The organism is Paenibacillus sp. FSL E2-0177, assembly GCF_037992975.1.
In the GTDB taxonomy this organism is placed as follows: Bacteria; Bacillota; Bacilli; order Paenibacillales; family Paenibacillaceae; genus Paenibacillus_AQ; species Paenibacillus_AQ odorifer.
This window is the reverse complement of sequence record NZ_CP150307.1, coordinates 424,074-445,083: the sequence shown is the minus strand read 5'-3', so window position 1 is coordinate 445,083 and position 21,010 is coordinate 424,074. Positions and strand designations below refer to the sequence as shown.

Genomic DNA, 21,010 nt, shown 5'->3' with positions numbered 1-21,010 from the left:
CAATCAGGAATGGCTGTCTCCGTCTTATTTCTATATACCTCGCAGCAAGTTGGTGGTACCTATGGAGGCTTTGGAGCCGCTACGCAAACCACTAGCACGATTAGCTTTTGCGAAGTATTTCCGAATTCGATCAAGGCACTGCTTACAGAGTTCAAAGAGCATGTTAATCGAGCGCTCACTTTAAAAGAATCACTACAGCCCTTTTCCTCATCAGCTAACTACTCGGACGTTTCGGGAATAGAAGGGATGTCGCTGGAAGAGCTTGATGTCGCTGCAGAAGAGATTTCTTCGCAAATAGCGGCGCTTCAATCCCAAATAGATAGCGTTAACGAGCAACTGGCGGCTAACAGCCAAATTTGGAATCAAATCCACAATGAGCTAAGTGCAGCAGCAGCCTTACTCTTCCAGATAGGAGGATATATGACTTCTCTAGATTCCAACTGTCTAGAAATCAAGGACGAGCAATTTTTCAGAGATTTACAAAGCAGCCTGAATCAAAGCGGTGTGATCTCGGAATCCTTGAATGCTTCCTTAAATGGAGTTATTAGTTACCTAACCTCCATACACGATGTTGGTCTTCCATTCGCTTCGGTAGTTACCAGTGATGTTTATGGACAACTTGAATTACGCGAAGGAGAGTTCCCACAGCCACTGCCATTCCTGATTACCTTCACTCAACCAGACGGCGTGATCTCTAGCGACCTCACCTCATCTTATGAAGCTCTAAATACCGAATTGACTAACCATAAAGAATCGGCAACCTCAGGTATCACTACCCTTCAAGATAAACTCCAATTGATCAGTCAGACTCGCGAGCAAAAACTAGAAGAGCTTGAAAAAGCTCGGCTAGAAGAAGAGCAAGCAAAGAAAGAAGAAGAAGCGAAAAAAGAAGAAGAACGTTTGGCTGAGGAGAAAAAGCAACAAGAAGCCGAGGATAAAGCGAAAGCTGAGGCAACCCCTCCAACATCAGGCGAAACTGCTCCGGAAGCCCCAAATAAAGAACAACCTGAAGCCCCAGCCACCGACCCGGTTAAGCCGGAAATTGGCGAAGAGCTCACAATTCCAAAAGATGTCCCTCAGCAAGAGGCTCCACAAGAGACGCCAAAGGCGGAAGACAATACGACTACCCCGCCGGTAGCAACCCAAGCTCCTTCGGACCCTCAACCTGAGAAAGGTGGAGAATAAGATGCGAATTAAAAAAATTATCAATAATACCCTATCGAGCTTAATGCTTGTGATCTTTATTCTGCTGGTGGCAGCCGTAGTGTTATCCAAGGCCTCCGGCGGTGAACCTGCTTTCTTCGGATATGAGATCAAAACCGTACTCTCAGGATCGATGGAACCAGGAATTCAGACAGGCTCAATTGTCGCATTAAAACCCGGAGGGGATATGAATCGTTTCAAACCAGGCGATGTCATCACCTTTAGGAATGAAGATAATCTGCTCATTACTCACCGGATTGTAGAAGCGACCGTCAATAACGCTACTGGTGAAGCTGTTTATCGCACTAAAGGCGACAACAACGACGCGCCCGACATGAACCCTACCAGTTCTGTGAATGTTGTAGCTCAGTATACCGGGGTCACTGTACCCTATGTCGGTTACGCTATGAATTTCGCGGTTTCCAAAGCTGGAAGTGTAGTCCTCATGATCGTGCCTGGCTTGATGCTTCTGCTCTATGCTCTGTATACCTCTTGGAAGGCTGTAGCTGCATTAGAAAAGAAAAATGCTGCCCTACTGCCAGCCTCACCGCCCCCAACAGAAACACAGCCCTAAGTTGATTGTCCACTTCCGCTTACGAACCGGAAGATACAATATATAAATTTTATAAAAAATTCAAACACAAATTTGAGGAGGAATTTTATTATGGGTATCAAGAAAACATTGGGTCTTGGCGTAGCATCTGCAGCACTGGGTTTATCATTAATCGGCGGAGGAACCTTCGCATACTTTAGCGACACTGCGCAAAGCACAGCTACATTCGCAGCGGGCACGCTCGATCTGAACTCCGACCCTTCTGTCATCGTTAATATTCCTAACCTGAAACCAGGTGATACGGTAACTAAATCCTTCAAATTGAAAAACGATGGTTCGCTCGATATCGGATCTATTATTCTGAATACATCGACTCAAATCACGGATGCTAAAGGAGATAACTACCTGGATTTAGCCGAGTTCATTAAAGTTAAATTCCTTAGAAATAATGATAAAGGAGTACCTATCGTCTCTCCTGAAAATGTAGTTTATGAGACTACACTTGCTGCTTTAAAAAGTCAGCATCCGGATCTCGTAAAAAATACAGGTTGGGATCAACTCTTTACCGAAGCATCCGGTATTAAAGCCGGTACCAACGACAGCTTCTCCGTCCAATTCGAATTTGTGGAAAATAACCAAGATCAAAATATTTTCCAAGGCGATAGCTTAACACTGACTTGGGATTTCGTAGCTAAACAAGGTGCGAAAAAAGACTACTAAGATCAATAAAGTAATTAATTTAATAAAATACTCGAAGAGCAGCAGATCCTGAATCCGGCCACGGATAAGCAGATTGCTGCTCTTCTCTTTACAATAAACTTTGTCCGATTTATTGATATTTGCTATACTAATAACAAAAATTACGGAGGGGCGTCAGCATAGTGCCACAGAATATGGGCCAACGTATCCAGCAGCTCCGCCTAGACAAGGGTTTCTCCCTATCTGAGCTTGCGGACAGAGCAGATGTGGCTAAGTCGTATCTTAGCAACGTGGAGAGAAACATCCAATCCAATCCATCCATCCAGTTTATCGAAAAAATCGCTGACGCGCTTCAGGTATCCATTCATGCCCTACTCTATGGAGAACCCAATGATGCAGAGGAATCACATTTAGATTCGGAATGGTTCCGATTGGTGCAGGAAGCTATGGACTCAGGCATTAGCAAACGCGAATTCAAAGAATTTCTGGACTATCAGAAATGGAAGCTCGATCAAAAGGATTAATACTTCCTACTAATCTGGTACGATCCTCTCTTCTACTAAATCATATCGAAAAAGGACACAGCGAAGAACCGCTGTGCCCTTTTTCGATATGTAACCCCTCTAATGTATTACTGCACGATCTGCACAGTTTTCTCATGAAAGAACTGGCGGATTTCATCTGCCTTAATGCCAGCCTTCTTAGCTGCTAATAATAAATGTACCCACTCTTGATCCAGATCAATAAACTGCTGTTCTCTGTTGCTACCCTGGTTGGACTTTTCCAAAAAATCTCCCCCTAAGATTTTACGTCCCCAGGCAATCCGGCTGTCATAGTATCTCTACCTTAGACCCGCGACTTTGTGCCCCTGCCTTTCGGCAAGTTTACCTTTTACTGGACCCTTTTCACGAAAGGATCTACTTAAAAAACTATAAAATTACTATCTGCAATAACATTATACAAAAAGAAAGCGGAAAAGTGTGTCGATTCCTGGTTACTTTCTATTTTAAAAACGAAAAATAAAAGATTTTTTTTCAAAGATCTTGTCCGATTATCACGATACTCGTCCGTTACATAAAATAAATTGTACTAGCAAAATAAATATTTACTGACCTAATAGTTAAAAATAAGGATAATAGAATCATTTTAATAGGCCTTTAGAATGGGTAATGAGAAGAAACACCCTTCTTTTCATTAGAACAAGCTAACCCATACCATTTTGCGAACGTATTGGACGAAAGAATGAATTGATTACAGTGGCCGAAAGTAGCACAATAAGATGAGAAATGAAACCGCAATCATCACAGCTCCAGTAAGCGTTGACACAAAATGTCACGTATGGAGTTCATCCGTTAAGGAGGATGTATTCATGGCAGCCAAAGAGCCCTATAACGAATCCATTTGGAGTAAGTATTACGGACCCAATTTAGGCTACATTCAAGAAAGATATGAACAGTTTGTGAAAGATCCCTCCACCGTAGAAAATAATTATCGCGAGCTTTTTACAAATTCGGGACCTCCTCCCCTAACTCCGGATAGCGAACCGGCTCCTCAGCCGCGCATCTCGGGAGACACCGAATGGCTTAGAAAAGCAGTAAGAGCTTCCAAGCTAATCGCCAATATTCGTATATATGGCCATATGGCCGCTGAAATTGATCCGCTGGTACGCGATCAGAATCCCATGGCAAAATATCTTGAGCTTGAAACCTATGGGCTGACCCGCGAAGACCTGATCGCACTGCCTGCCACGCTTATATGGGAAAATGCGCCGAATGATGTGCATACCGGATGGGATGCCGTGCAACGTATGCGTCAGGCATACACCAAGACTATCGCCTATGAATTCGGGCATGTGCATGAAGAAAAAGAACTGCAATGGCTAAATAGACAGGCAGAATCCACCAGCTCACCAGCACCCCTAAATAATACAGAACGCAAAGAGCTCCTGAACCGCCTGATTCAGGTAGAGCAATTTGAAACCTTCCTCCACAAGACTTTTGTAGGTCAGAAGCGTTTCAGTCTTGAAGGCAATGATGCTCTTGTGCCGATGTTAGATGAAATCGTACGTGCTGCTGCACATGACGGTGCGGAGCATATTTTGATGGGCATGGCGCATCGCGGCCGCCTCAACGTTCTTGCACATATTTTGGGCAAACCTTATGATATCATATTTTCAGAGTTTCATCATTCTCCGAACAAGGAGCTTTTCCCTTCCGAAGGCTCCACAGGCATTAACTATGGTTGGACAGGTGATGTGAAATACCATCTCGGTGCAGACCGTGCTGTCCGTGAAGGAGAAACCGTACGCACAAGAATAACACTAGCGAATAACCCAAGTCACTTGGAATTCGTCAATCCTGTCGTGGAAGGTTTCACTCGTGCCGCACAAGAAGATCGGAGCACTGCAGGACTGCCGAAGATTGATACCAGTAAAGCTATGGCGGTGCTGATGCATGGCGATGCTGCTTTTCCAGGTGAAGGAATTGTTGCAGAAACGCTTAATATCGGCAAACTTCAAGGTTATCAAAATGGTGGGACGATCCATATCATTGTTAATAACCGAATTGGTTTTACGACTGAAAGTGAAGATTCCCGTTCTACGCATTATGCGAGTGACATCGCCAAAGGGTATGAAATCCCAATAGTCCATGTCAACGCTGATGACCCAGAGGCCTGCGTAGCAGCTGTACGTTTAGCTAGCGCATACCGCCATCAATTCAAAAAAGATTTCGTAATTGATCTCATCGGCTACCGCCGTCATGGTCACAACGAAATGGATGATCCTGAAACCACACAACCTATTGTCTACGGCAAGGTTCGCAATCATCCAACCGTCTACAAGGTTTATGCAGAGAGACTGAAAAACGAAAAGGTTCTTACCGCCGAAGACGTACAAAAGATGAATGCTGAAGCAGAAAGCGTATTGCAGCGTGCGTACGATACTATGAAGGAAGGCAATCATAAGAAAAAAGAACCCAAAGCCTTCATTCCTCTACAAACGGACCGCGCAGCGGCAAACACTACAGCGGTATCCATCTCCAGCCTGCAGGAGATCAATCGTGAACTGTTGACGGTTCCTGCTGGATTCCAGGTTTACCCGAAGCTGGAGCGCATTTTACAACGTCGTAAAGATGCACTGAATGAGGGTGAAAAGGTCGACTGGGCACTGGCTGAAACATTAGCCTTCGCTACCATTCTGAAAAATGGAACGCCCATCCGACTGAGCGGTCAAGATGCCCAGCGCGGAACCTTCGCACATCGCCATCTGGTGCTGCACGACAGTAAAACAGGAGATTTATTCTCTCCGCTACATCAGCTAAGCGATTCCCGTGCCTCCTTTGGCGTATACAACAGTCCATTGTCAGAGGCATCAGTATTAGGCTTTGAATATGGTTATAATGTGTTTGCACCGGAAACCTTCGTAATCTGGGAAGCACAGTATGGTGATTTCGCCAATGCGGGTCAGGTTATTTTTGACCAGTTCATTGCCGCTGGACGCGCCAAATGGACACAGCGCAGCAATCTCGTCATCATGCTGCCGCATGGCTACGAAGGACAGGGACCTGAGCACTCCAGCGGTAGGCTGGAACGGTTCTTGCAGCTATCCGCTGAGGAGAACTGGACGGTCGCTAACCTGACTACCGCTTCGCAATATTTCCATCTGCTGCGGCGCCAAGCAGCGTTATGCGGGCAGGAAGATGCTAGACCGCTAGTCATTATGACGCCGAAAAGTCTCATTCGGAATACGCGCAGCACTTCTGCCGGAACCGAGCTGGCTTCAGGACAATTCAAGCCTGTATTAGCTGAATCTTTGCTTGGCCAGAAACCAAGTGAAGTTAAACGGCTCGTAGTTTGCAGCGGTAAAGTCGCTATCGACATCCAAACAGAACTGGAAGCAGCACCGGATAAGGATTGGTCATGGCTGCATGTTCTTCGCCTAGAGCAGCTTTATCCGTTCCCGGAACAGGAGCTAAGCGAACATTTAAACTCCTTCAGCTCCCTTCAGGAAATTGTCTGGGTGCAAGAAGAGCCGAAAAATATGGGCGGCTGGAGCTATAGTGAGCCTCGGTTACGCGCCATCGCACCGAAAAATGCCGGCGTAAGATATATCGGCCGTCCGGAACGTTCCAGCCCGGCCAGTGGTTATGCAGATGTGCATAGCTTCGAACAACGTAGAATTGTAACAGAAGCCCTAAAATCAAATTCGAACGTACAAGCGGCTGTACCGTCCTCTTAAGAGGACGGTATCACAATAGCGTAAACCATTATGTTTGGGGAGGAAACGGCCTGTGTCAGAAATCTTAGTACCCGATCTGGGAGAATCCATATCCGAAGGAACCATCTACAAATGGCTGGTTAAAGAAGGCGACACGGTAGGTCAAGGCGATGTGCTCGCTGAGCTGGAAACGGATAAAGTCAATCTGGAAATTAGTGCAGAGGTGGAGGGTGTCATCTCCACCATCCTGCGTCAAGCGGGCGAGAACGTAGCCGTTGGCGAAGCCATCGGCATCATTGGAGCCGCAAGCGGCAGTACGCCGCGGGCCGCTGCAAGCGAAGCCGAAGCGCCTAAAGCGGCTCCGGCAGGCGGCAACGCAGTAGCAGCCGCCGCGCCTGTAGCTGCGCCCGAAGTGCCTGCAGCAGGTGGCGACAGCCATGCTGCATTGGCATCGCCGGGCGCACGCAAGCTGGCACGGGAGCGCGGCATCGACCTCGGCGAGGTTAGCGCCCGTGATCCTATCGGCCGGATTGGTCAGGCCGATGTGTCCGGTCATGGTGCAGCAGCGCCGCAGGCCGCTGCACCGGTGGCTCCGGCGCCGCAAGGCAAGCCGGAGCCAGCGAAGCCGGCAGCGGGCAAAGCCACGCCGGACGAGGGCAAAAACGTGGAGCGCAAGCGCATGTCACGCAGACGGCTCACGATTGCCAGCCGCTTGGTCGAAGCGCAGCAGACCGCGGCCATGCTTACCACCTTCAACGAGGTGGACATGACAGCGATCCTCGACATCCGCAAGCGTCGCAAGGATGCATTTAAAGAGAAACATGAAGTTGGACTAGGCTTCATGTCCTTCTTCACCAAAGCCGTGATCGGTGCGCTTAAAACCTATCCACTGCTGAACGCCGAAATCGACGGTGAAGATCTGGTCGTTAAGAAATTCTACGACATCGGTATTGCTGTTGCAGCGAAAGAAGGACTTGTAGTTCCCGTAGTCCGTGATGCGGATCGGCTCAGCTTCCCGGAAATCGAGCGCCAGATTGGCGAGCTCGCTTCCAAAGCACGTGCCAATACGCTCAGCCTCTCCGAGCTGCAAGGCGGAACATTCACCATCACCAACGGTGGCGTATTCGGCTCCTTGTTATCCACACCGATTCTGAATACACCACAGGTGGGTATTCTAGGGATGCATAAGATCCAACTGCGTCCAATCGCGCTGGACGAAGAAAGAACCGTAAACCGTCCAATGATGTACATCGCCCTTTCCTATGATCACCGGATCGTTGACGGCTCTGAAGCGGTAAGCTTCCTGGTCAAAGTGAAGGAATTGCTGGAAGATCCGGAAGCACTACTGCTAGAAGGCTAACGCTCTTCGAATTTTCGAAGATATAAGAATATTAAGAAGGTATCCCTACAGCTCTCGCTTTGGGGATACCTTCTTTTATATCTGAATCCAATTGCTGCCTTCCCTGCATACGATTTAACTGTATTTTATACACTTATTTATTTCTGATCCGCTCATAGCCTCTTCTCTAATTGCATTCTCTACAACTAAAATCCGTAAAAACGTCTATTTCCACTAATCTAACCAGTAATAGCTGCATCAAGTACAACTAAAGGGCCTATATACAGCTATTGGTGAACTTTAATTGCACATAATACAACTAACTTAGCGCATGCACCTACTAACTACTAACTTCAAACTTCAAACTTCAAACTTCAAAACTCTACTTCAATAGCTCCTCAGCCAGCTGTAAAAATTGCTCCTTGGTCAAAATCTTATCTCCATAGCTGGTGAGTGTATAATACGCATCCTGCTTCTCGTTATACCAATTTAGATAATCATAGCTGACCTCTTCCCTTACTACCTTGTTATAGATAACTTCTGTCCCTGCAACTGTGAGCTTATTAGCTTGATTCTCAGGCGTTTGTTCCACGAAAACCTTGCCGCCATGCATGAGCGTTGCTGAGATCCCTATAAAAGCATTGTTCTTCGAATATGTTACACTTAGCCCCCCTGGCTCGGACCACGGTATAGCCTTCATAAACAAATTGCGGGTCCCCTTGTCCTTATTTGCCTGAGCGGTAAGATCATTTAATGTTTCCTTATACAAAGTACCTAGCTTAGCTGTATCCGTAGTCGGAGAATTAGGATGGATTACACCATATTTAAAAGCGTACCCCGCTGCCGTTTCGGGAAGCATTGGCGCCCCTGTTCTTTTGATTTCTTTTAAAAAATCAGAATACGCATCTATCCGCTGCTCTTTATACTTAAACTGCAATTCTGTCGCCAAGCCTGCTGCACCTGCTTTATTTTTCACAAGATAAGCGATCAATTCACCCGGTTTAGCGAACTCTTCTGCTTGCTGCGCATATTTATCATAAGAAGCCCTTTCTGCAGATTCAGTCGGCGCAACATGTTGGACCTTCACTACTCCTTCACTATTGCGGATTTGGATATATTCAGACGCAGCATACGCAGTCACAGAAATCAGCAGAAACAGCGTTAACATACTGGCCACTGCTGTTGTTTTATTCATCACCCTCAGCGAGAACGATCGCTTTCGACCTGTTATGCCAGTAATACGCCCCATGACCTTCTCTTCTACATCTACCTCATCCAAAAGTTCATTGCCCGCCGAGGCATAAATTATATCTTGGTATTCATTGCTGATTTTGTTTCTTTCCATATGATCTCCTCCTCTGACTTCATAGCTTCCTGAACCTTTAGCTTGATCCGATTCATTCTTTTAGTTAGCGCATTGGGACTGACCCCTAGAATCTCACTTATCTCAGCATAAGTTTGTTCCTCAAACACCCGCAGAATAAGCATGTTTCTCTCCTCAAGCGACAATCCCGCTAAAGCCGCAGACAATGAAGGACTATACAACCGAGCATCCAGCTCCTGTTCAGGACTTGCAGACAGTACTTCCGGACGAAAAATACGCATGACTTGCTTATGCAGACGACGCCTGCGCAGCAGATTTAAGCAATGATGATATGCGATACGATAGAGCCATGCCGAGAAATGCATTTGCGATTTGTATTGCCGGATAGATTGATAACCCTTTACCAAAATATCCTGAACCGCGTCCTCCGCATCCTGCTTGTTTTCTAACAAACGATAGCAATATCGATAGATCGGCTTTTGGAATGACCTGACAATTAAAGCATACTGCTCGGAATCTCCCTTTTGAATCCTAACGATTAGCTCTTCCAACTCTGTCGAGTCTAGCGAATCCTGTGGCGATGTAAGCACCTCCTTAACCCTTATATCTCTATAACACTTGACCACCGAAAAAAGTGCCTATGTAAACCAAACTAAAGGAAATTTTATAAAAGCTGACAGTCACGGCTTCGGAGAATGTTTGAATCACTGACGGCTGGTGTCCCCGGATTTCTTACTTATACCATTATGCACGGTTAAAATCTGGTGAGTCTATGCTTAGCAGATGCATAACAAAACCTCCCATTAGACCTGATAACTCCAGGTTTGCTTCTAATGGAAGGTTTTTTAATAAGGCTTATTATTCTAAGACTGAGGTGTAACGTCAACGTCTGCTAAATTGTAAATTGTTGCAAAGGTTACTCTCTTATCATGGAAGGAGATAGAGTGATCGTAATCGTCTTATCGAACGGAGTCATAAAATTGACCAACACCGCCTTGCAGTTATCCTGCAGCTTCGCCTCACGCACCGTAGCCGCCAGATGTCCAAGCTCGCCCCCTGACAGTTCAATCCAGTCCTCTTCACAACTATAGCGGAGGTTACCGCCGTTCCAGAGATAATGGTCCTCTCCGACAGCCTGCAATTCACCCGATGTGAAACATCCTTCCCGTCCAAAAATAAAAGACAGCTGAGTCATAACCTCTGTAGGTTCCTCAGCATGCAATCGCAGGGTCCACCCTCTGTCCGTGCGTTGAACCTCCGTCTCCACACGGAATGTCTGTTCATGCGTAAGTGCGCGGCTCTGATGCGGTAGCAGATACCAAGGGCTTACCGGCTCCCCAGATGTTTGCGGAAGCAGTTCACCTTCTACAGGACCGTAATAACCCTTCTTTTGTTCTCCTGACAGGTGGTATCCGTCAGGTAGTTTGATCATTTTCTGCATCGGGACATATCCCGGATTAAAGTAAGAAGCCAGTTGCACTGCAAGCAGCCTGACGGCACCGTGACGGAGTGCAAAAAAAGACGGCGTCTCCGTGATTAAGGTCACGCTAGTGTTCCCGTCCCTGTAGCGCGCAACCGGTGCTCCGAAATCAGTATGCAGCCGGCTGTGGTAAATTCGCCCTTGATGGCCGGACTTCTCCATATCCTGCAGATAGCCGTGTCGCGGAAAATCGCCGTTCAGTATTTTCTCATATTTTACAGGCAGAGCTGCCGAATCTTCAAAAGGTTGCTGAAGCTCCGGCTCCAGCAGCATACGTACAAGTACGTTGACAGAGCAGACCCCCGGATTTTCCAGTGCTCTGCCTGCCCATTCGGCCATCCCCGCAAACAATGGCTCCTTATCGGAACGGGCCAGAATAGCGTACGGTAAATAATATGGAGACAGGTCGTGAAAGCTCCCCAGATCCTGGCGTCCAGAATAATCGGTCACAACTTCGCCCTTAGGATGCACCAAATAGACCATCATGTGTAAATTCAGACGAACTGGCTCCAGCAACTGCGGCCGATCCAGCAGACGAGCGGCATGAATCAGCATGATGTCGCTGACCGCACTATAAATACCGTTGCTGCGCTCCGTCCATTCTCCATCAGGTGTAATATCCATCCCTTCCGCCAACCACTGTTCCGCCCGTTGGACAGCCTCCTCCAGTCCGAACAGTTCATGCAGAAATCCCAGTGCTGCACACAATACCCAACGGTGGTTCGGCGTGTGACAGCCCCCTGTAAGCATGACGGGAATAGTTCGCTTAAGAAACAAGAGCATATTATCAAGCACCTGTTGCAGTGGCGCCCAATCCTGCGACGCCAACAGTTGGTATAGCTGAGCATAGCCGACGATGACAAAGGCTGTATCCGGGGGAGAATGATAGTTCGTCCAGCCCGGAGAGATCGAGCCATCCTCATGTTGTGCACGCAGCACGAACTCCGTCGCCAGCAGCAGGCGGGCCAGCAGCAGCTCATCACGGTAGAATGCGGAATCCGGGTTAACCAGAGCCGCTCCCCAATAACACATATCGGTTGGTGTGCCGGTCGTATGATTAACCCAGGCAACGCCAGTACCCGGATCTATTGTCCCTCCATAATAGCGGCTCGTCGGATCAAGCACCTGCCGGGATAATCCCTCCACTGCCGCTCTATCATTACTGGCTACCAGTTGCTTATACATTATAATTCCCTCCATGTTAACAATCTGCTCAATGTCTGGGTGGTAACAGGAGCTGAAGCCGCGCCAGCTCTTGTCGGATACGGTCAGGAATTTCCGTGAACAGTTGATTCCAAGAAACGAACAATTCCTCCCGGTCCGCATATTCCCAGCACGAATAGGACAGGGAAGGCGTGAACCCGCAGGTTTGCAGATAACGGTGGACAAGACGGTCAGTTTCTCCATCGGACGCCAGAATGCCGTGAAAAAAGTCGCCATAAATCAGACCCTCCGCACCTGTTCTATCCTGTGTACTGGATGCGAATCCCGGTAACAGCTCAAAGACTTCAGGGAACGGGGCAAGAGCATGCTTGCCGGGTTGGACATATAGATCTACCCGTGTCCCGCTTAGATTGCTGCCCCCGCGCAGCAGCGCTTTAAGGAATTTCCCGTGAAAGCTCGCTTCGGCATCCACCACTTCCCCGTCTCTACCGATATAAACCCACACATGCTCCAGATCATATAAATGCTGAATATCATAATCGTAATAAATCGCGTATTCTACAACGGTCAACACATCCGGATGGTTCACAGCTAGACGGCGCCGGAAGGAAGGAGACTCCCCCTCCTGCCGCAACACCGTTATACCGAGACGTACCGGAAAAAATGGCTCGTTCTGATCGAATAATAAGCGCGGAGCATACTTCATAGCTAACCTACGGTCTTCATCGTTCAACATCAGACCTGCCCTCTACGCGCCAACTTGGCCATAAGCAGCCGATGACTTTCAGCAATTTCTTCCGGCTGGCAAGCTGCCTTCAGCTCATACACCTTGACCCGCGCCCGTTCAATCATCGGCAGATAAGCATCATAGAATTCCATATTCCCGCTGTTTACATAAGGGCACCAGTGATCAGACAGACCGATGGTCTCATGAATGTGAACACCTACAATATCATCCATCAGACCTTCCATTTCCCCCACACTGTCGTACAAACCCAAACGGTCCATCATAATGGCATGCCCGGTGTCATACCATATGCCCACAGGCGCTCCTTTTAGCGCCTTAATAATCGTTTTGGCTTCCGCAAGCGTCGGAATCTGCTGCGGTTTGGAACGTGTTTCGATACCAAAGCGTACGTTTAGCCCCTCAGAAACTGCCCGGTTACATACTTCATCTAGGCTTTCAATAATTTTCTGCACATAGCCGGCGCTATAGGCTTCCCGCCGCTCCATCAGTTCCGCCCATTTGCTGCGATAAGCGTTAGAATCTCTACCCTCTCCGTTATAAATCTGCTCCAGCTCTTTGCTGATATCATTTGGAAAGGGTACCTCACCGGGATGCACAACAACAGCCTCTCCTCCGTAACGCTGAGCGTACTTAGCCGAGCCAATCAGCAGCTCAATCGCCCGCTGCCGCTTCTCCTCATCCTCAAAACCTAGCAGCACGGAATCTGTGCCATAATCGGAGTCCTGCACATGCGGGAAGGTGTTGTGGACACTGGAGATCCCCATCTCCCCCCGCTCAAGCATCGGCTCGATCGTTTCCAGCATTTCCTTAGTCACATTATAGTTCAGCTCCACTCGCTGAAAGCCCAGATCGCGGATTTCCCGCAGCATTTCACTGCCGATGGAATGACGCTTAATGTTCCAGCAAGTTGAGAACGAAAATATGCCTTTGTCCTCCATAATTATGTTCTCCTCCCTTGTTACAGCTTACGGTTCAACCTTTTACGGCACCAAGCATTACACCGCTGACAAAATATTTCTGCAGCCATGGATATACGGCAAGGATCGGTACTGTTGCAAAGATAACGGTGGCCGCTTTTAGGCTCTCTGGTGTCAGTGGGGTCCGGTTGGCACCTTCCATTTGTGTCAGTTCGGATACCATGTTGTTCTGCACCATCTGGAACAGCTTGAGCTGGAGCGGATACAAATCCGGATTATTGATATACATCAAAGAATCCTGAAAGCCGTTCCACCTTCCCACTGCGTAGAAAAGCGCCAATGTGGCCATAACCGGCATGGATAGCGGCAATATAATACTCATCAGGGTACGAAGATGGGAACTGCCATCGATTTCGGCCGATTCCTCCAGGCTGGCAGGGATGTTATTGAAAAAGGAGATCAGGATAATCAGGTTAAAGGGGCTGACCAGACCTGGCAGGATAAGCGACCAGACCGAATTAATCAAATGCAAATCACGGATCAACAAATATTCAGGAATAATACCGCCGCTGAAAAACATAGTGATAACGATCAGATACATAAAAAATTTACGGCCCTTCAATTTTCTTTTGGTCAGCGGATAAGCTGCTGCGACAGTGAAAAGCATACACAGCACCGTTGTGGCAAACGTCAGAATAACCGTAAAGACAAGAGAGCGGATCATCGCATTATTGGAAAAAACATTAATGTATGCATTCCAGTTCAATTCAATGGGGAAAATCGTTACTTCTCCAGAAGTAATTGCCCGGTTGGAACTAAGCGACACGGCAATCACATGCAAAAACGGAGCCAAGCAGAACAAAACGAACAAGGCAACAAACGTTATATTGACGATATCGAATATCCGGTTTGAGGTACGTTCACTCATAGCACTCCGCCTCCTTCTTTCTTTATCATAAAATACCGTCTCCGGTCACTTTTTTCGAAATATAGTTGGAGCCAAAAATAAACACCAGTCCCACCACGGCCTGGAACAATCCGACTACAGTAGCCAACGTATATTGTCCGGATTCTAGACCCACCCGGTACACAAAGGTACTGAGCACATCAGAATACTCACGCACAGCAGTGTTACCGATAATGTAAGGGCGGTCAAAGCCGATGCTGACCATCTTTCCCAGATTGAGGATAAGCAGCGTCACGATGGTTGGTTTTATGCTAGGAAGCGTAATGTAGCGGATTTTCTTCAGCCTTGTCGCTCCATCCACTTCAGCAGCTTCAAACAGCTCTCGGTTGACACCGGTTAACGCCGCCAGATAAAGGATAGTCCCCCAACCGGCACTTTGCCAGACGCCTGTGAATAAATAAGTGATCAGCCACGGATTTTTTTCAGTCAGAAACGGGATGGGAGTAAGGCCTAAGCTCTCCAGCACACCGTTCACCATACCGGACTGGTTGCCGAACAATTGATATACGATCCCCCCGATGATCACCCAGGAAATAAAGTGGGGGATATACAAAATCGTCTGCGATATTTTCTTGAACCACACCGAACGAATTTCGAACAGCATAATCGCCAGGATAATCGGAGCCGGAAAAGAGACAAGTAAATCCAGAAAATTCAGCATAAAGGTATTGCGCAAGGTGGTGTAGAACTCTCTCATTCCAAAAACCTCGCGGAACGCATCAAAGCCAATCCATTCGCTGCCTCCAATCCCCTGAAACAAATTGAAATCCTTAAAAGCAATCTGCACACCATACATCGGACCATAGCGGAAGATCAGGAAATAAATAATAGGCAGCGAAAGCAGCGCGTACAATTGCCAATACCGTCTAAAGTATGTCGCTTTGCTCAAGTCGTTTTCCTCCTAAGGAGAAAAACCGGGTGGAGCGCAGCACCATCTCCCCCCGGTTTTCACTATATATTTGTTTATTGAGCCGAAAGTTCCTTAAACGACTTCTCCAGTTCCTCTTTCAGCTTGGTTCCGCCCAAAGTCATGTAATCTTTCATTTCCTGCTCGTAAACCGCTTCAAACTGCTCTGGTTTGGCCATTGCCGTCTTTACAATAATTACGTTGAGCTTATCTTTGAGCGTTGTGCCATATTGCGATTCCGCTTCTATCGGCTTGCCGAAGACGAGCGGCCCCACCGTGTCAGCGTTGGCGATAGCGATAGATTGAGTCAGCATCTCCCGGTTACGTTCCGGAAAGCCCAGCGCCCATGCTTTTTCATTAGTGGCCTGATCACCGATGTTTTTGCCGTTGGAGATAATGGCCATGTCGCCAGCATTAAATAGACGATCGGCGAACTCCTGGGAAACATCTGTTTTGGCCACTGGAATACCGTCTACCAGGTCGTAGTTTTCACCTTCAACGCCATTTTGGATATCAATCAGATTATTATCCGAAGCCATCCAATCGAGATACTTAACGGCTTCCACGGCGCGTTTACTACTCTTCGGAATCATGATGTACATGCCGTTGGAGGCATACCGGGATTTAATGTGCTTGTTATCAACGTTGGCGTTGGTTAAGACGTCTACCGGCAGCACCTTGCTTCCCTCTACATTTTTGTAGAGATTATCCAGGGTACCATCGGCATAGAACAAGACATCCACATCCTCCGACCAGTAGCCTACATTGCCGTTCTGGATATCCTTGGCCAACTGTGTTTTATCCTCGTCCAGACTGAAGTCCTTACTGATCATCCCTTCATTGTAGAGCTTATTAAGAAATTGCAGGGCATCCTTAAAGCCCTCATGCAGCGGCAGCTCATAACGTTGGCTGTAGGTCAGATCGCCGCTGATCGGCTTCATGAAAGAGAAAATCAACGTCTCGAATTGGGCTGGTGCCAGTGCCATGCCCATCGGGATGTTTTTGCTGCCGAGATTGCCCGGATCCTTTTCTTTAAACGCTTTCAAAGTAGTGTACAGCTCATCGGTCGTCGTTGGCACAGGCAGTCCTAATTTATCTAACCAATCCTGACGGATGTAGGAGCTATAACGGCCTGTGATCGCCCGTTTACCAGGGATCGCATACTGCTGACCTTCAAGCTGGCCGAACGCCAGCGTATCCTCGCCAATAAACTTTTTCAGATTCGGGCCATATTCATCGAGAATTTCTCCGACATCAGTCAAGCCACCTTGCTGGGCATACCGATAAAACACACTGGAATCATACGTAAATACGATATCGGGCACATCCGTATTGCTCGCCATCAAAACATTCAGCTTGGTAACTTCCTCAGAACGCTGGATAGGTACAAATTCTACATCAATGTTATTCGGATCTCCGAACTTTTCCTGCACTAGTTTAGTTAAGTAGTTATTGGTAATGGTATGAGGGGCTGGGCTGTTGCCGCGGTCAAACACTTCCACCTTTAATGTAACGCGCTTGGCACTTTCGCCGGCTGGGGCACCCTCGGATGCTGTGTTGTTTTTAGAATCATTGGAACAGCCTGCTAGCAGAGAAACGCCCATTATTGCGGTTAATCCGATCCCGATTGCTTTCTTCAGAACTCCTTGATGTACGTTCACTGTCATTTTTCCATCCCCTTCGCCCTTGCAGGCTTTAATGGTGTATTTATGATCCCCTAGCCTTAACTCTATCCATCCCCAGCGGAATCCATATCACGTGATGCTTTTTACTGCCGTGCTACTGGGTCGCTTGTTGTTCTGGATGCCCACAGTATTTCATGAATTCCGGCAGTCTGACAATAAACCTCTTTCGGATGCTCATATCCCAGCAAAATCGGACTTCCGGTTTATCCATACAACCATTTTCGTAGAATAAACCGCTTTCAAAAGTGTGAAAATAAAGACCGCATCGGTGTTCGCGCCCTCATCATAGAGGTTGGCGTGCACAGATGCGGTTATAAAAACTATTGTTCACGTGCTATTGGATTAATAAAGTCGGCAGCCTATAGTCTGGAGGTCCCGCGCCCGCGCTTTAAAGAACGGTAGTCACCCGGCGTGATTCCTAATACTCGTTTGAATACCCTGCCGAATGTAATTGCATTCGCATACCCCACCTGAAGTGCGATATCCTGCAGCGAACATTCCGTTTCCACTAAAAGCTTTTCGGCTTCCTTCATGCGTAGCTCTGTAAGAAAATCAACAAATTTCATTTTAAATTCTGTTTTAAATAGATAGCTGGCATATTTGCCGGATACCTGAAACCGGTCGCTCAAATGCTTTAGGGAAAGATCGGGATTTGTAAAATTCTCTTCAATATAATTCTTCATCTCGGTTACCATCGCCCGGTAGCTTTTAGTTTCACTGACAGAAACATAAGTGCGGAATAAATCAGTCAAATACTCAAACAAAATCCCCTTCATTTCATCTATGGATTCTGCCTCTTCCAGCCGCTTCAGCTGCTTCTCCGCATTTTCTGCTGACAGCTCATCCTGCAGCTGCTCAGACATGACAGCCACTTCCCGGCTCAGCATCTGTAGCATGGCCTGAATTAGAGAGCGGATATCATCATCTTGTAAATAATCCTGTTTAAAACCATCAAAAACACCTTCCAGCAGTTCCCGCCATTGGCCGCTCGACATCCGGAACTGCTTAACAAACTCGGCAATCATTTGTAGATACTTGAATGTCTCAAGAAGCGGCTGGCGCGTTTCTCCAAATTCCGTTAAAGCGATGTCTTCGTGCATTAAAAGCTTGTGCTGCATCACATTCTCCGCTGCCGCATAGGAATCCCGGATCTCCCCTGGACCAGCCGCCAATGGCCCGATAGCGAAACTTAAGGAGAGGCGCAAGTTCTGCTCCACCCAGGTGCGGCAGTCCTCAGCGAACACACGGATTTTCTCTGCCATCTCTTCATCACTTCCTGTGGTCAGGAAGAGAATTGCCGCCCGGTCAGTCCCTATCCACTCCGCCCAAGCTTGCAATTCCGCACTCCGCGCCAATTCTTGAAAGACATTCATCAGGGCAAATTTAAGCGTGTTCTGATCTCCCCTTGTATACCGATCTTGAAAAACCTTGTCGTAGCGGTTGATTTCGCTTAGCACAACCATAAAGCGGGTTGTGGAATGAGCTCCGGAGAGCGGCGACAGCTCTTCCATCCGCTGAACGACATTGTCCAACCGCTCGCTTTGCAAGAGATCGTTGAAAAGCTTGCTGCGCTGTAACAGCAAATTCTCTCTGCTTTTCTTATCATAATCCGTCATATGGTTGATTAGATCTTCCAGCACTCCGTCAATGAGCATCATTTCGTCCGGTCTGTCGCTGGATTGGTCCAGCTTGCGAATTTGATGACCTTCAATCCGGTTCATAATCACCTGAATTGGCTTATAGTTCCGCCGCGTAACATAGATCAGGTAAAAAATCGCGCACACAACCGTACCTAAGGCAATAGCTACCCAAAGGTAAGAAATCACTGACACCCAGCTGAATAGACTGCCCGTTTTGATCCCGCTGGTAAACGTCCAGCCAAGCCTTTCCATATATAAAGTGTTCAACTGCTTCCCATTCTTGGCACCTTCACTGTCCGAATGCGCCTGATAGACCACCTGTCCATCTGCGCCAAATATGGTCAGAAAGGACAACTGTTCATTGACCATACCGTCAACGATCTGTTCCATTCCGCTCATTTTGAGATTAATTACGAGCACTCCCTCCGAGCCGAAGGGCAGCGGCATACCTTTATTTATGGTAAGCACACGTATAGACGTACGCTGAAATTCATCTTTGTATTCCCTAACAGGCTGCCAGCCTTCCGATAAAGAGCCGGAGGTGATGCGGCCAATCCAATCCTCGTCTACAAATCCTGAAAGGTCCTTTAATCCAGTTTCTGTTAAAACGCTTTCATTTCTCTTGTCATAAAGATAGATGGACTGAATATAGGGCGATTCACGCGTCAAGTTGCGTAGATTCTGGGCAACAGCGTAGACGGTCGCCATATCAATCTGGCCTTGATTGTTAAAATAACGTTTATAAGCATCGCTGCGTTCAGCAGCCTCCAGCACTGACAGTTCAGCTTCCTTGATCGTTCGGTCCACATTATCCATAAGATAGCTGGCGGTGATACGGTCCGCTTTTTTGGTTTCCATTCGTGAAATATCATTAATAAATACAAAAGAGGCAAAAATCAGTATCGTCACAGTAAGCAAAAAAATAGGAAAATAGGACAGCAGCAATCGGCGATACCAGGAACGGAACAATAGATAACCCCCTCTGTACAACCGTTAGGATACCCGGCCACGGTTCAGCCGTTAATGCACGAGTAGTTCATAGATATTTGGCTGCACCATCATGGAAATGGAAACTCTTCCGCCTAATTTGCTGCCATTATAACACATACAACATGAGCCCGACCAACGAAGCCATTCGTATTTTACACCTGCTCACTAAAAAGGCGAGGTGCGCACAGCCATAGCCGTGAACCCCCGCATATAAATCTGTCCGAGCAGCCGCCAAGCACCAAGTGGTAGCCCTCCTCGGCCTATAAACCACTCAGATCTCTGATATAACGGCGCGCCTTGATCGCATATTCCAGCGGATCGGCAAGTGCCGGATCCTGCTCCGCTTCCACTACAAACCATCCCGTATAAGAGTAACTTGCCAATTCGCTGAAAATATCCGCAAAGGATATACATCCATCGCCAGGTACGGTGAATGCGCCCGCTTTTACAGCCTGGAGAAAACTGAGCTGATCCCGCAGCACACGCTGAACAACCTCCGGACGTATATCCTTTAAATGGACATGTTTAATCCGAGGTAAGTGGATGCGCAACACCTCTAAGGGATTCTCACCGGCAAAAGCTAGATGACCGGTATCGAACAGCAGAGACACCTCTTCCGGTTCCGTGAGCTCCATTAGCTTAGCAATTTCGGCCCCAGTCTGCACCCCTGTCCCCATATGATGATGGTATACAAGCGCCATACCTTTTTCAGCAGCCAGCCGGCCAAGCCCACCCAGTCCATCGGCAAGTGCGGCCCACTCAGCTTCTGTGAATACAGGTTTATTAGCAAACAGCGGCGTATCCATTTGTCCCTGAATACTCCGTCCTTGCTCTGAGACGACAATCACCTTCGCACCCATCTCATATAAAAAATCACGATGCGCGCAAAAAGCCTCCACTGTCTCCTCATATGGCCGCATAGTCAGATACGCGCTGAACCAAGCGCTGGCAATCTCAAGTCCACGAAGCTCAAGTGCCCGGCGCAGCCGTTCCGGAGAGCGTGGATACTTGTTGCCCACCTCGCTTCCCTGAAACCCGGCAAGCGCCATTTCGCTAATGCACTGTTCAAAGGTATTGTCTTTTCCCAGTTCAGGCATATCATCATTAGTCCAAGCGATAGGAGCAATCGCCAGCTTGACCGCATGTTCTTTGAACATCCTCGATTCTACCCCTTCCGT

17 protein-coding genes and 1 riboswitch are annotated in these 21,010 nt (G+C 47.6%); of the genes, 6 read left to right on the top strand and 11 right to left on the bottom strand.

Annotation, left to right across the window (positions count from 1 at the left end):
• Positions 1-9 precede the first annotated feature (9 nt).
• The 4 genes from MHI25_RS01945 to MHI25_RS01930 all read left to right on the top strand — a co-directional run bounded on the left by MHI25_RS01945 (position 10) and on the right by MHI25_RS01930 (position 2,979).
• Entirely contained in the window at positions 10-1,185 is a 1,176-nt protein-coding gene (locus MHI25_RS01945) for a hypothetical protein (RefSeq protein ID WP_076310044.1), read from the top strand.
• A gap of 1 nt (position 1,186) precedes the next feature.
• Positions 1,187-1,777 (top strand): signal peptidase I, encoded by a 591-nt coding sequence (locus MHI25_RS01940; RefSeq protein ID WP_076124645.1) that lies wholly within the window; start codon positions 1,187-1,189, stop codon positions 1,775-1,777.
• 90 nt (positions 1,778-1,867) lie between these two features.
• Positions 1,868-2,476 (top strand): TasA family protein, encoded by a 609-nt coding sequence (locus MHI25_RS01935; RefSeq protein WP_036682781.1) that lies wholly within the window; start codon positions 1,868-1,870, stop codon positions 2,474-2,476.
• A gap of 173 nt (positions 2,477-2,649) precedes the next feature.
• A complete protein-coding gene (locus MHI25_RS01930) occupies positions 2,650-2,979 on the top strand; it encodes a helix-turn-helix domain-containing protein (RefSeq protein ID WP_036682795.1) in 330 nt (109 codons plus the stop codon).
• A gap of 107 nt (positions 2,980-3,086) precedes the next feature.
• Here the strand turns inward: MHI25_RS01930 and MHI25_RS01925 are convergent, their stop codons facing one another.
• The gene (locus tag MHI25_RS01925) at positions 3,087-3,242 is read right to left on the bottom strand and encodes an anti-repressor SinI family protein (protein WP_232061118.1); all 156 of its coding nucleotides are present in this window, start codon (positions 3,240-3,242) and stop codon (positions 3,087-3,089) included.
• A gap of 27 nt (positions 3,243-3,269) precedes the next feature.
• Positions 3,270-3,354, bottom strand: a riboswitch (cyclic di-GMP riboswitch).
• A 470-nt stretch (positions 3,355-3,824) separates the two neighbouring features.
• On the opposite strand from MHI25_RS01925, the gene MHI25_RS01920 reads away from it, so the two are divergent.
• Together MHI25_RS01920 and odhB are read left to right on the top strand one after the other, a co-directional pair.
• Positions 3,825-6,692: a 2-oxoglutarate dehydrogenase E1 component gene (locus MHI25_RS01920; RefSeq protein WP_076185640.1), complete on the top strand. Its 2,868-nt coding sequence runs from the start codon at positions 3,825-3,827 to the stop codon at positions 6,690-6,692.
• A gap of 52 nt (positions 6,693-6,744) precedes the next feature.
• The gene (odhB, locus tag MHI25_RS01915; protein ID WP_076124648.1) at positions 6,745-8,031 is read left to right on the top strand and encodes a 2-oxoglutarate dehydrogenase complex dihydrolipoyllysine-residue succinyltransferase; all 1,287 of its coding nucleotides are present in this window, start codon (positions 6,745-6,747) and stop codon (positions 8,029-8,031) included.
• A gap of 361 nt (positions 8,032-8,392) precedes the next feature.
• On the opposite strand, the gene MHI25_RS01910 is transcribed toward odhB, so the two are convergent.
• The 10 genes from MHI25_RS01910 to iolE form a co-directional block, all read right to left on the bottom strand.
• Positions 8,393-9,355 (bottom strand): hypothetical protein, encoded by a 963-nt coding sequence (locus MHI25_RS01910; protein ID WP_076278923.1) that lies wholly within the window; start codon positions 9,353-9,355, stop codon positions 8,393-8,395.
• Complete coding sequence (locus MHI25_RS01905) at positions 9,316-9,924, bottom strand: RNA polymerase sigma factor (RefSeq protein WP_076278924.1); 609 nt, start codon at positions 9,922-9,924, stop codon at positions 9,316-9,318. Before MHI25_RS01905 ends, MHI25_RS01910 begins: the two co-directional genes overlap by 40 nt.
• A 326-nt stretch (positions 9,925-10,250) precedes the next feature.
• Positions 10,251-11,999, bottom strand: a complete 1,749-nt coding sequence (locus MHI25_RS01900; RefSeq protein ID WP_076192700.1) for a hypothetical protein — start codon at positions 11,997-11,999, stop codon at positions 10,251-10,253.
• A 28-nt stretch (positions 12,000-12,027) separates the two neighbouring features.
• Positions 12,028-12,714: a hypothetical protein gene (locus MHI25_RS01895; protein WP_076278925.1), complete on the bottom strand. Its 687-nt coding sequence runs from the start codon at positions 12,712-12,714 to the stop codon at positions 12,028-12,030.
• A complete protein-coding gene (locus tag MHI25_RS01890) occupies positions 12,714-13,664 on the bottom strand; it encodes a TIM barrel protein (protein ID WP_076124657.1) in 951 nt (316 codons plus the stop codon). The genes MHI25_RS01895 and MHI25_RS01890 overlap by 1 nt, the downstream gene beginning before the upstream one ends.
• Before the next feature lie 34 nt (positions 13,665-13,698).
• Complete coding sequence (locus MHI25_RS01885; RefSeq protein WP_038568356.1) at positions 13,699-14,571, bottom strand: carbohydrate ABC transporter permease; 873 nt, start codon at positions 14,569-14,571, stop codon at positions 13,699-13,701.
• A gap of 25 nt (positions 14,572-14,596) precedes the next feature.
• Positions 14,597-15,499: an ABC transporter permease subunit gene (locus MHI25_RS01880; RefSeq protein ID WP_038568353.1), complete on the bottom strand. Its 903-nt coding sequence runs from the start codon at positions 15,497-15,499 to the stop codon at positions 14,597-14,599.
• A 74-nt stretch (positions 15,500-15,573) separates the two neighbouring features.
• Positions 15,574-17,184 carry an extracellular solute-binding protein gene (locus tag MHI25_RS01875; protein ID WP_076124659.1) on the bottom strand — a complete coding sequence of 537 codons (1,611 nt, stop codon included), beginning with the start codon at positions 17,182-17,184 and terminating at the stop codon, positions 15,574-15,576.
• Positions 17,185-17,561: 377 nt separating this feature from the next.
• Complete coding sequence (locus MHI25_RS01870) at positions 17,562-19,811, bottom strand: helix-turn-helix domain-containing protein (RefSeq protein ID WP_076278926.1); 2,250 nt, start codon at positions 19,809-19,811, stop codon at positions 17,562-17,564.
• 281 nt (positions 19,812-20,092) lie between these two features.
• Complete coding sequence (gene iolE / locus MHI25_RS01865) at positions 20,093-20,989, bottom strand: myo-inosose-2 dehydratase (RefSeq protein ID WP_076278927.1); 897 nt, start codon at positions 20,987-20,989, stop codon at positions 20,093-20,095.
• Positions 20,990-21,010 lie beyond the last annotated feature (21 nt).

What these genes read in the sequence shown, in the direction of transcription:
- MHI25_RS01945 (WP_076310044.1), top strand. Translation starts at nt 10, where the DNA reads ATGGCTGTCTCCGTCTTATTTCTATATACCTCGCAGCAAGTTGGTGGT.
- MHI25_RS01940 (WP_076124645.1), top strand. Translation starts at nt 1,187, where the DNA reads ATGCGAATTAAAAAAATTATCAATAATACCCTATCGAGCTTAATGCTT.
- MHI25_RS01935 (WP_036682781.1), top strand. Translation starts at nt 1,868, where the DNA reads ATGGGTATCAAGAAAACATTGGGTCTTGGCGTAGCATCTGCAGCACTG.
- MHI25_RS01930 (WP_036682795.1), top strand. Translation starts at nt 2,650, where the DNA reads ATGGGCCAACGTATCCAGCAGCTCCGCCTAGACAAGGGTTTCTCCCTA.
- MHI25_RS01920 (WP_076185640.1), top strand. Translation starts at nt 3,825, where the DNA reads ATGGCAGCCAAAGAGCCCTATAACGAATCCATTTGGAGTAAGTATTAC.
- MHI25_RS01910 (WP_076278923.1), bottom strand. Translation starts at nt 9,355, where the DNA reads ATGGAAAGAAACAAAATCAGCAATGAATACCAAGATATAATTTATGCC.
- MHI25_RS01900 (WP_076192700.1), bottom strand. Translation starts at nt 11,999, where the DNA reads ATGTATAAGCAACTGGTAGCCAGTAATGATAGAGCGGCAGTGGAGGGA.
- MHI25_RS01895 (WP_076278925.1), bottom strand. Translation starts at nt 12,714, where the DNA reads ATGTTGAACGATGAAGACCGTAGGTTAGCTATGAAGTATGCTCCGCGC.
- MHI25_RS01890 (WP_076124657.1), bottom strand. Translation starts at nt 13,664, where the DNA reads ATGGAGGACAAAGGCATATTTTCGTTCTCAACTTGCTGGAACATTAAG.
- MHI25_RS01885 (WP_038568356.1), bottom strand. Translation starts at nt 14,571, where the DNA reads ATGAGTGAACGTACCTCAAACCGGATATTCGATATCGTCAATATAACG.
- MHI25_RS01875 (WP_076124659.1), bottom strand. Translation starts at nt 17,184, where the DNA reads ATGACAGTGAACGTACATCAAGGAGTTCTGAAGAAAGCAATCGGGATC.
- iolE (WP_076278927.1), bottom strand. Translation starts at nt 20,989, where the DNA reads ATGTTCAAAGAACATGCGGTCAAGCTGGCGATTGCTCCTATCGCTTGG.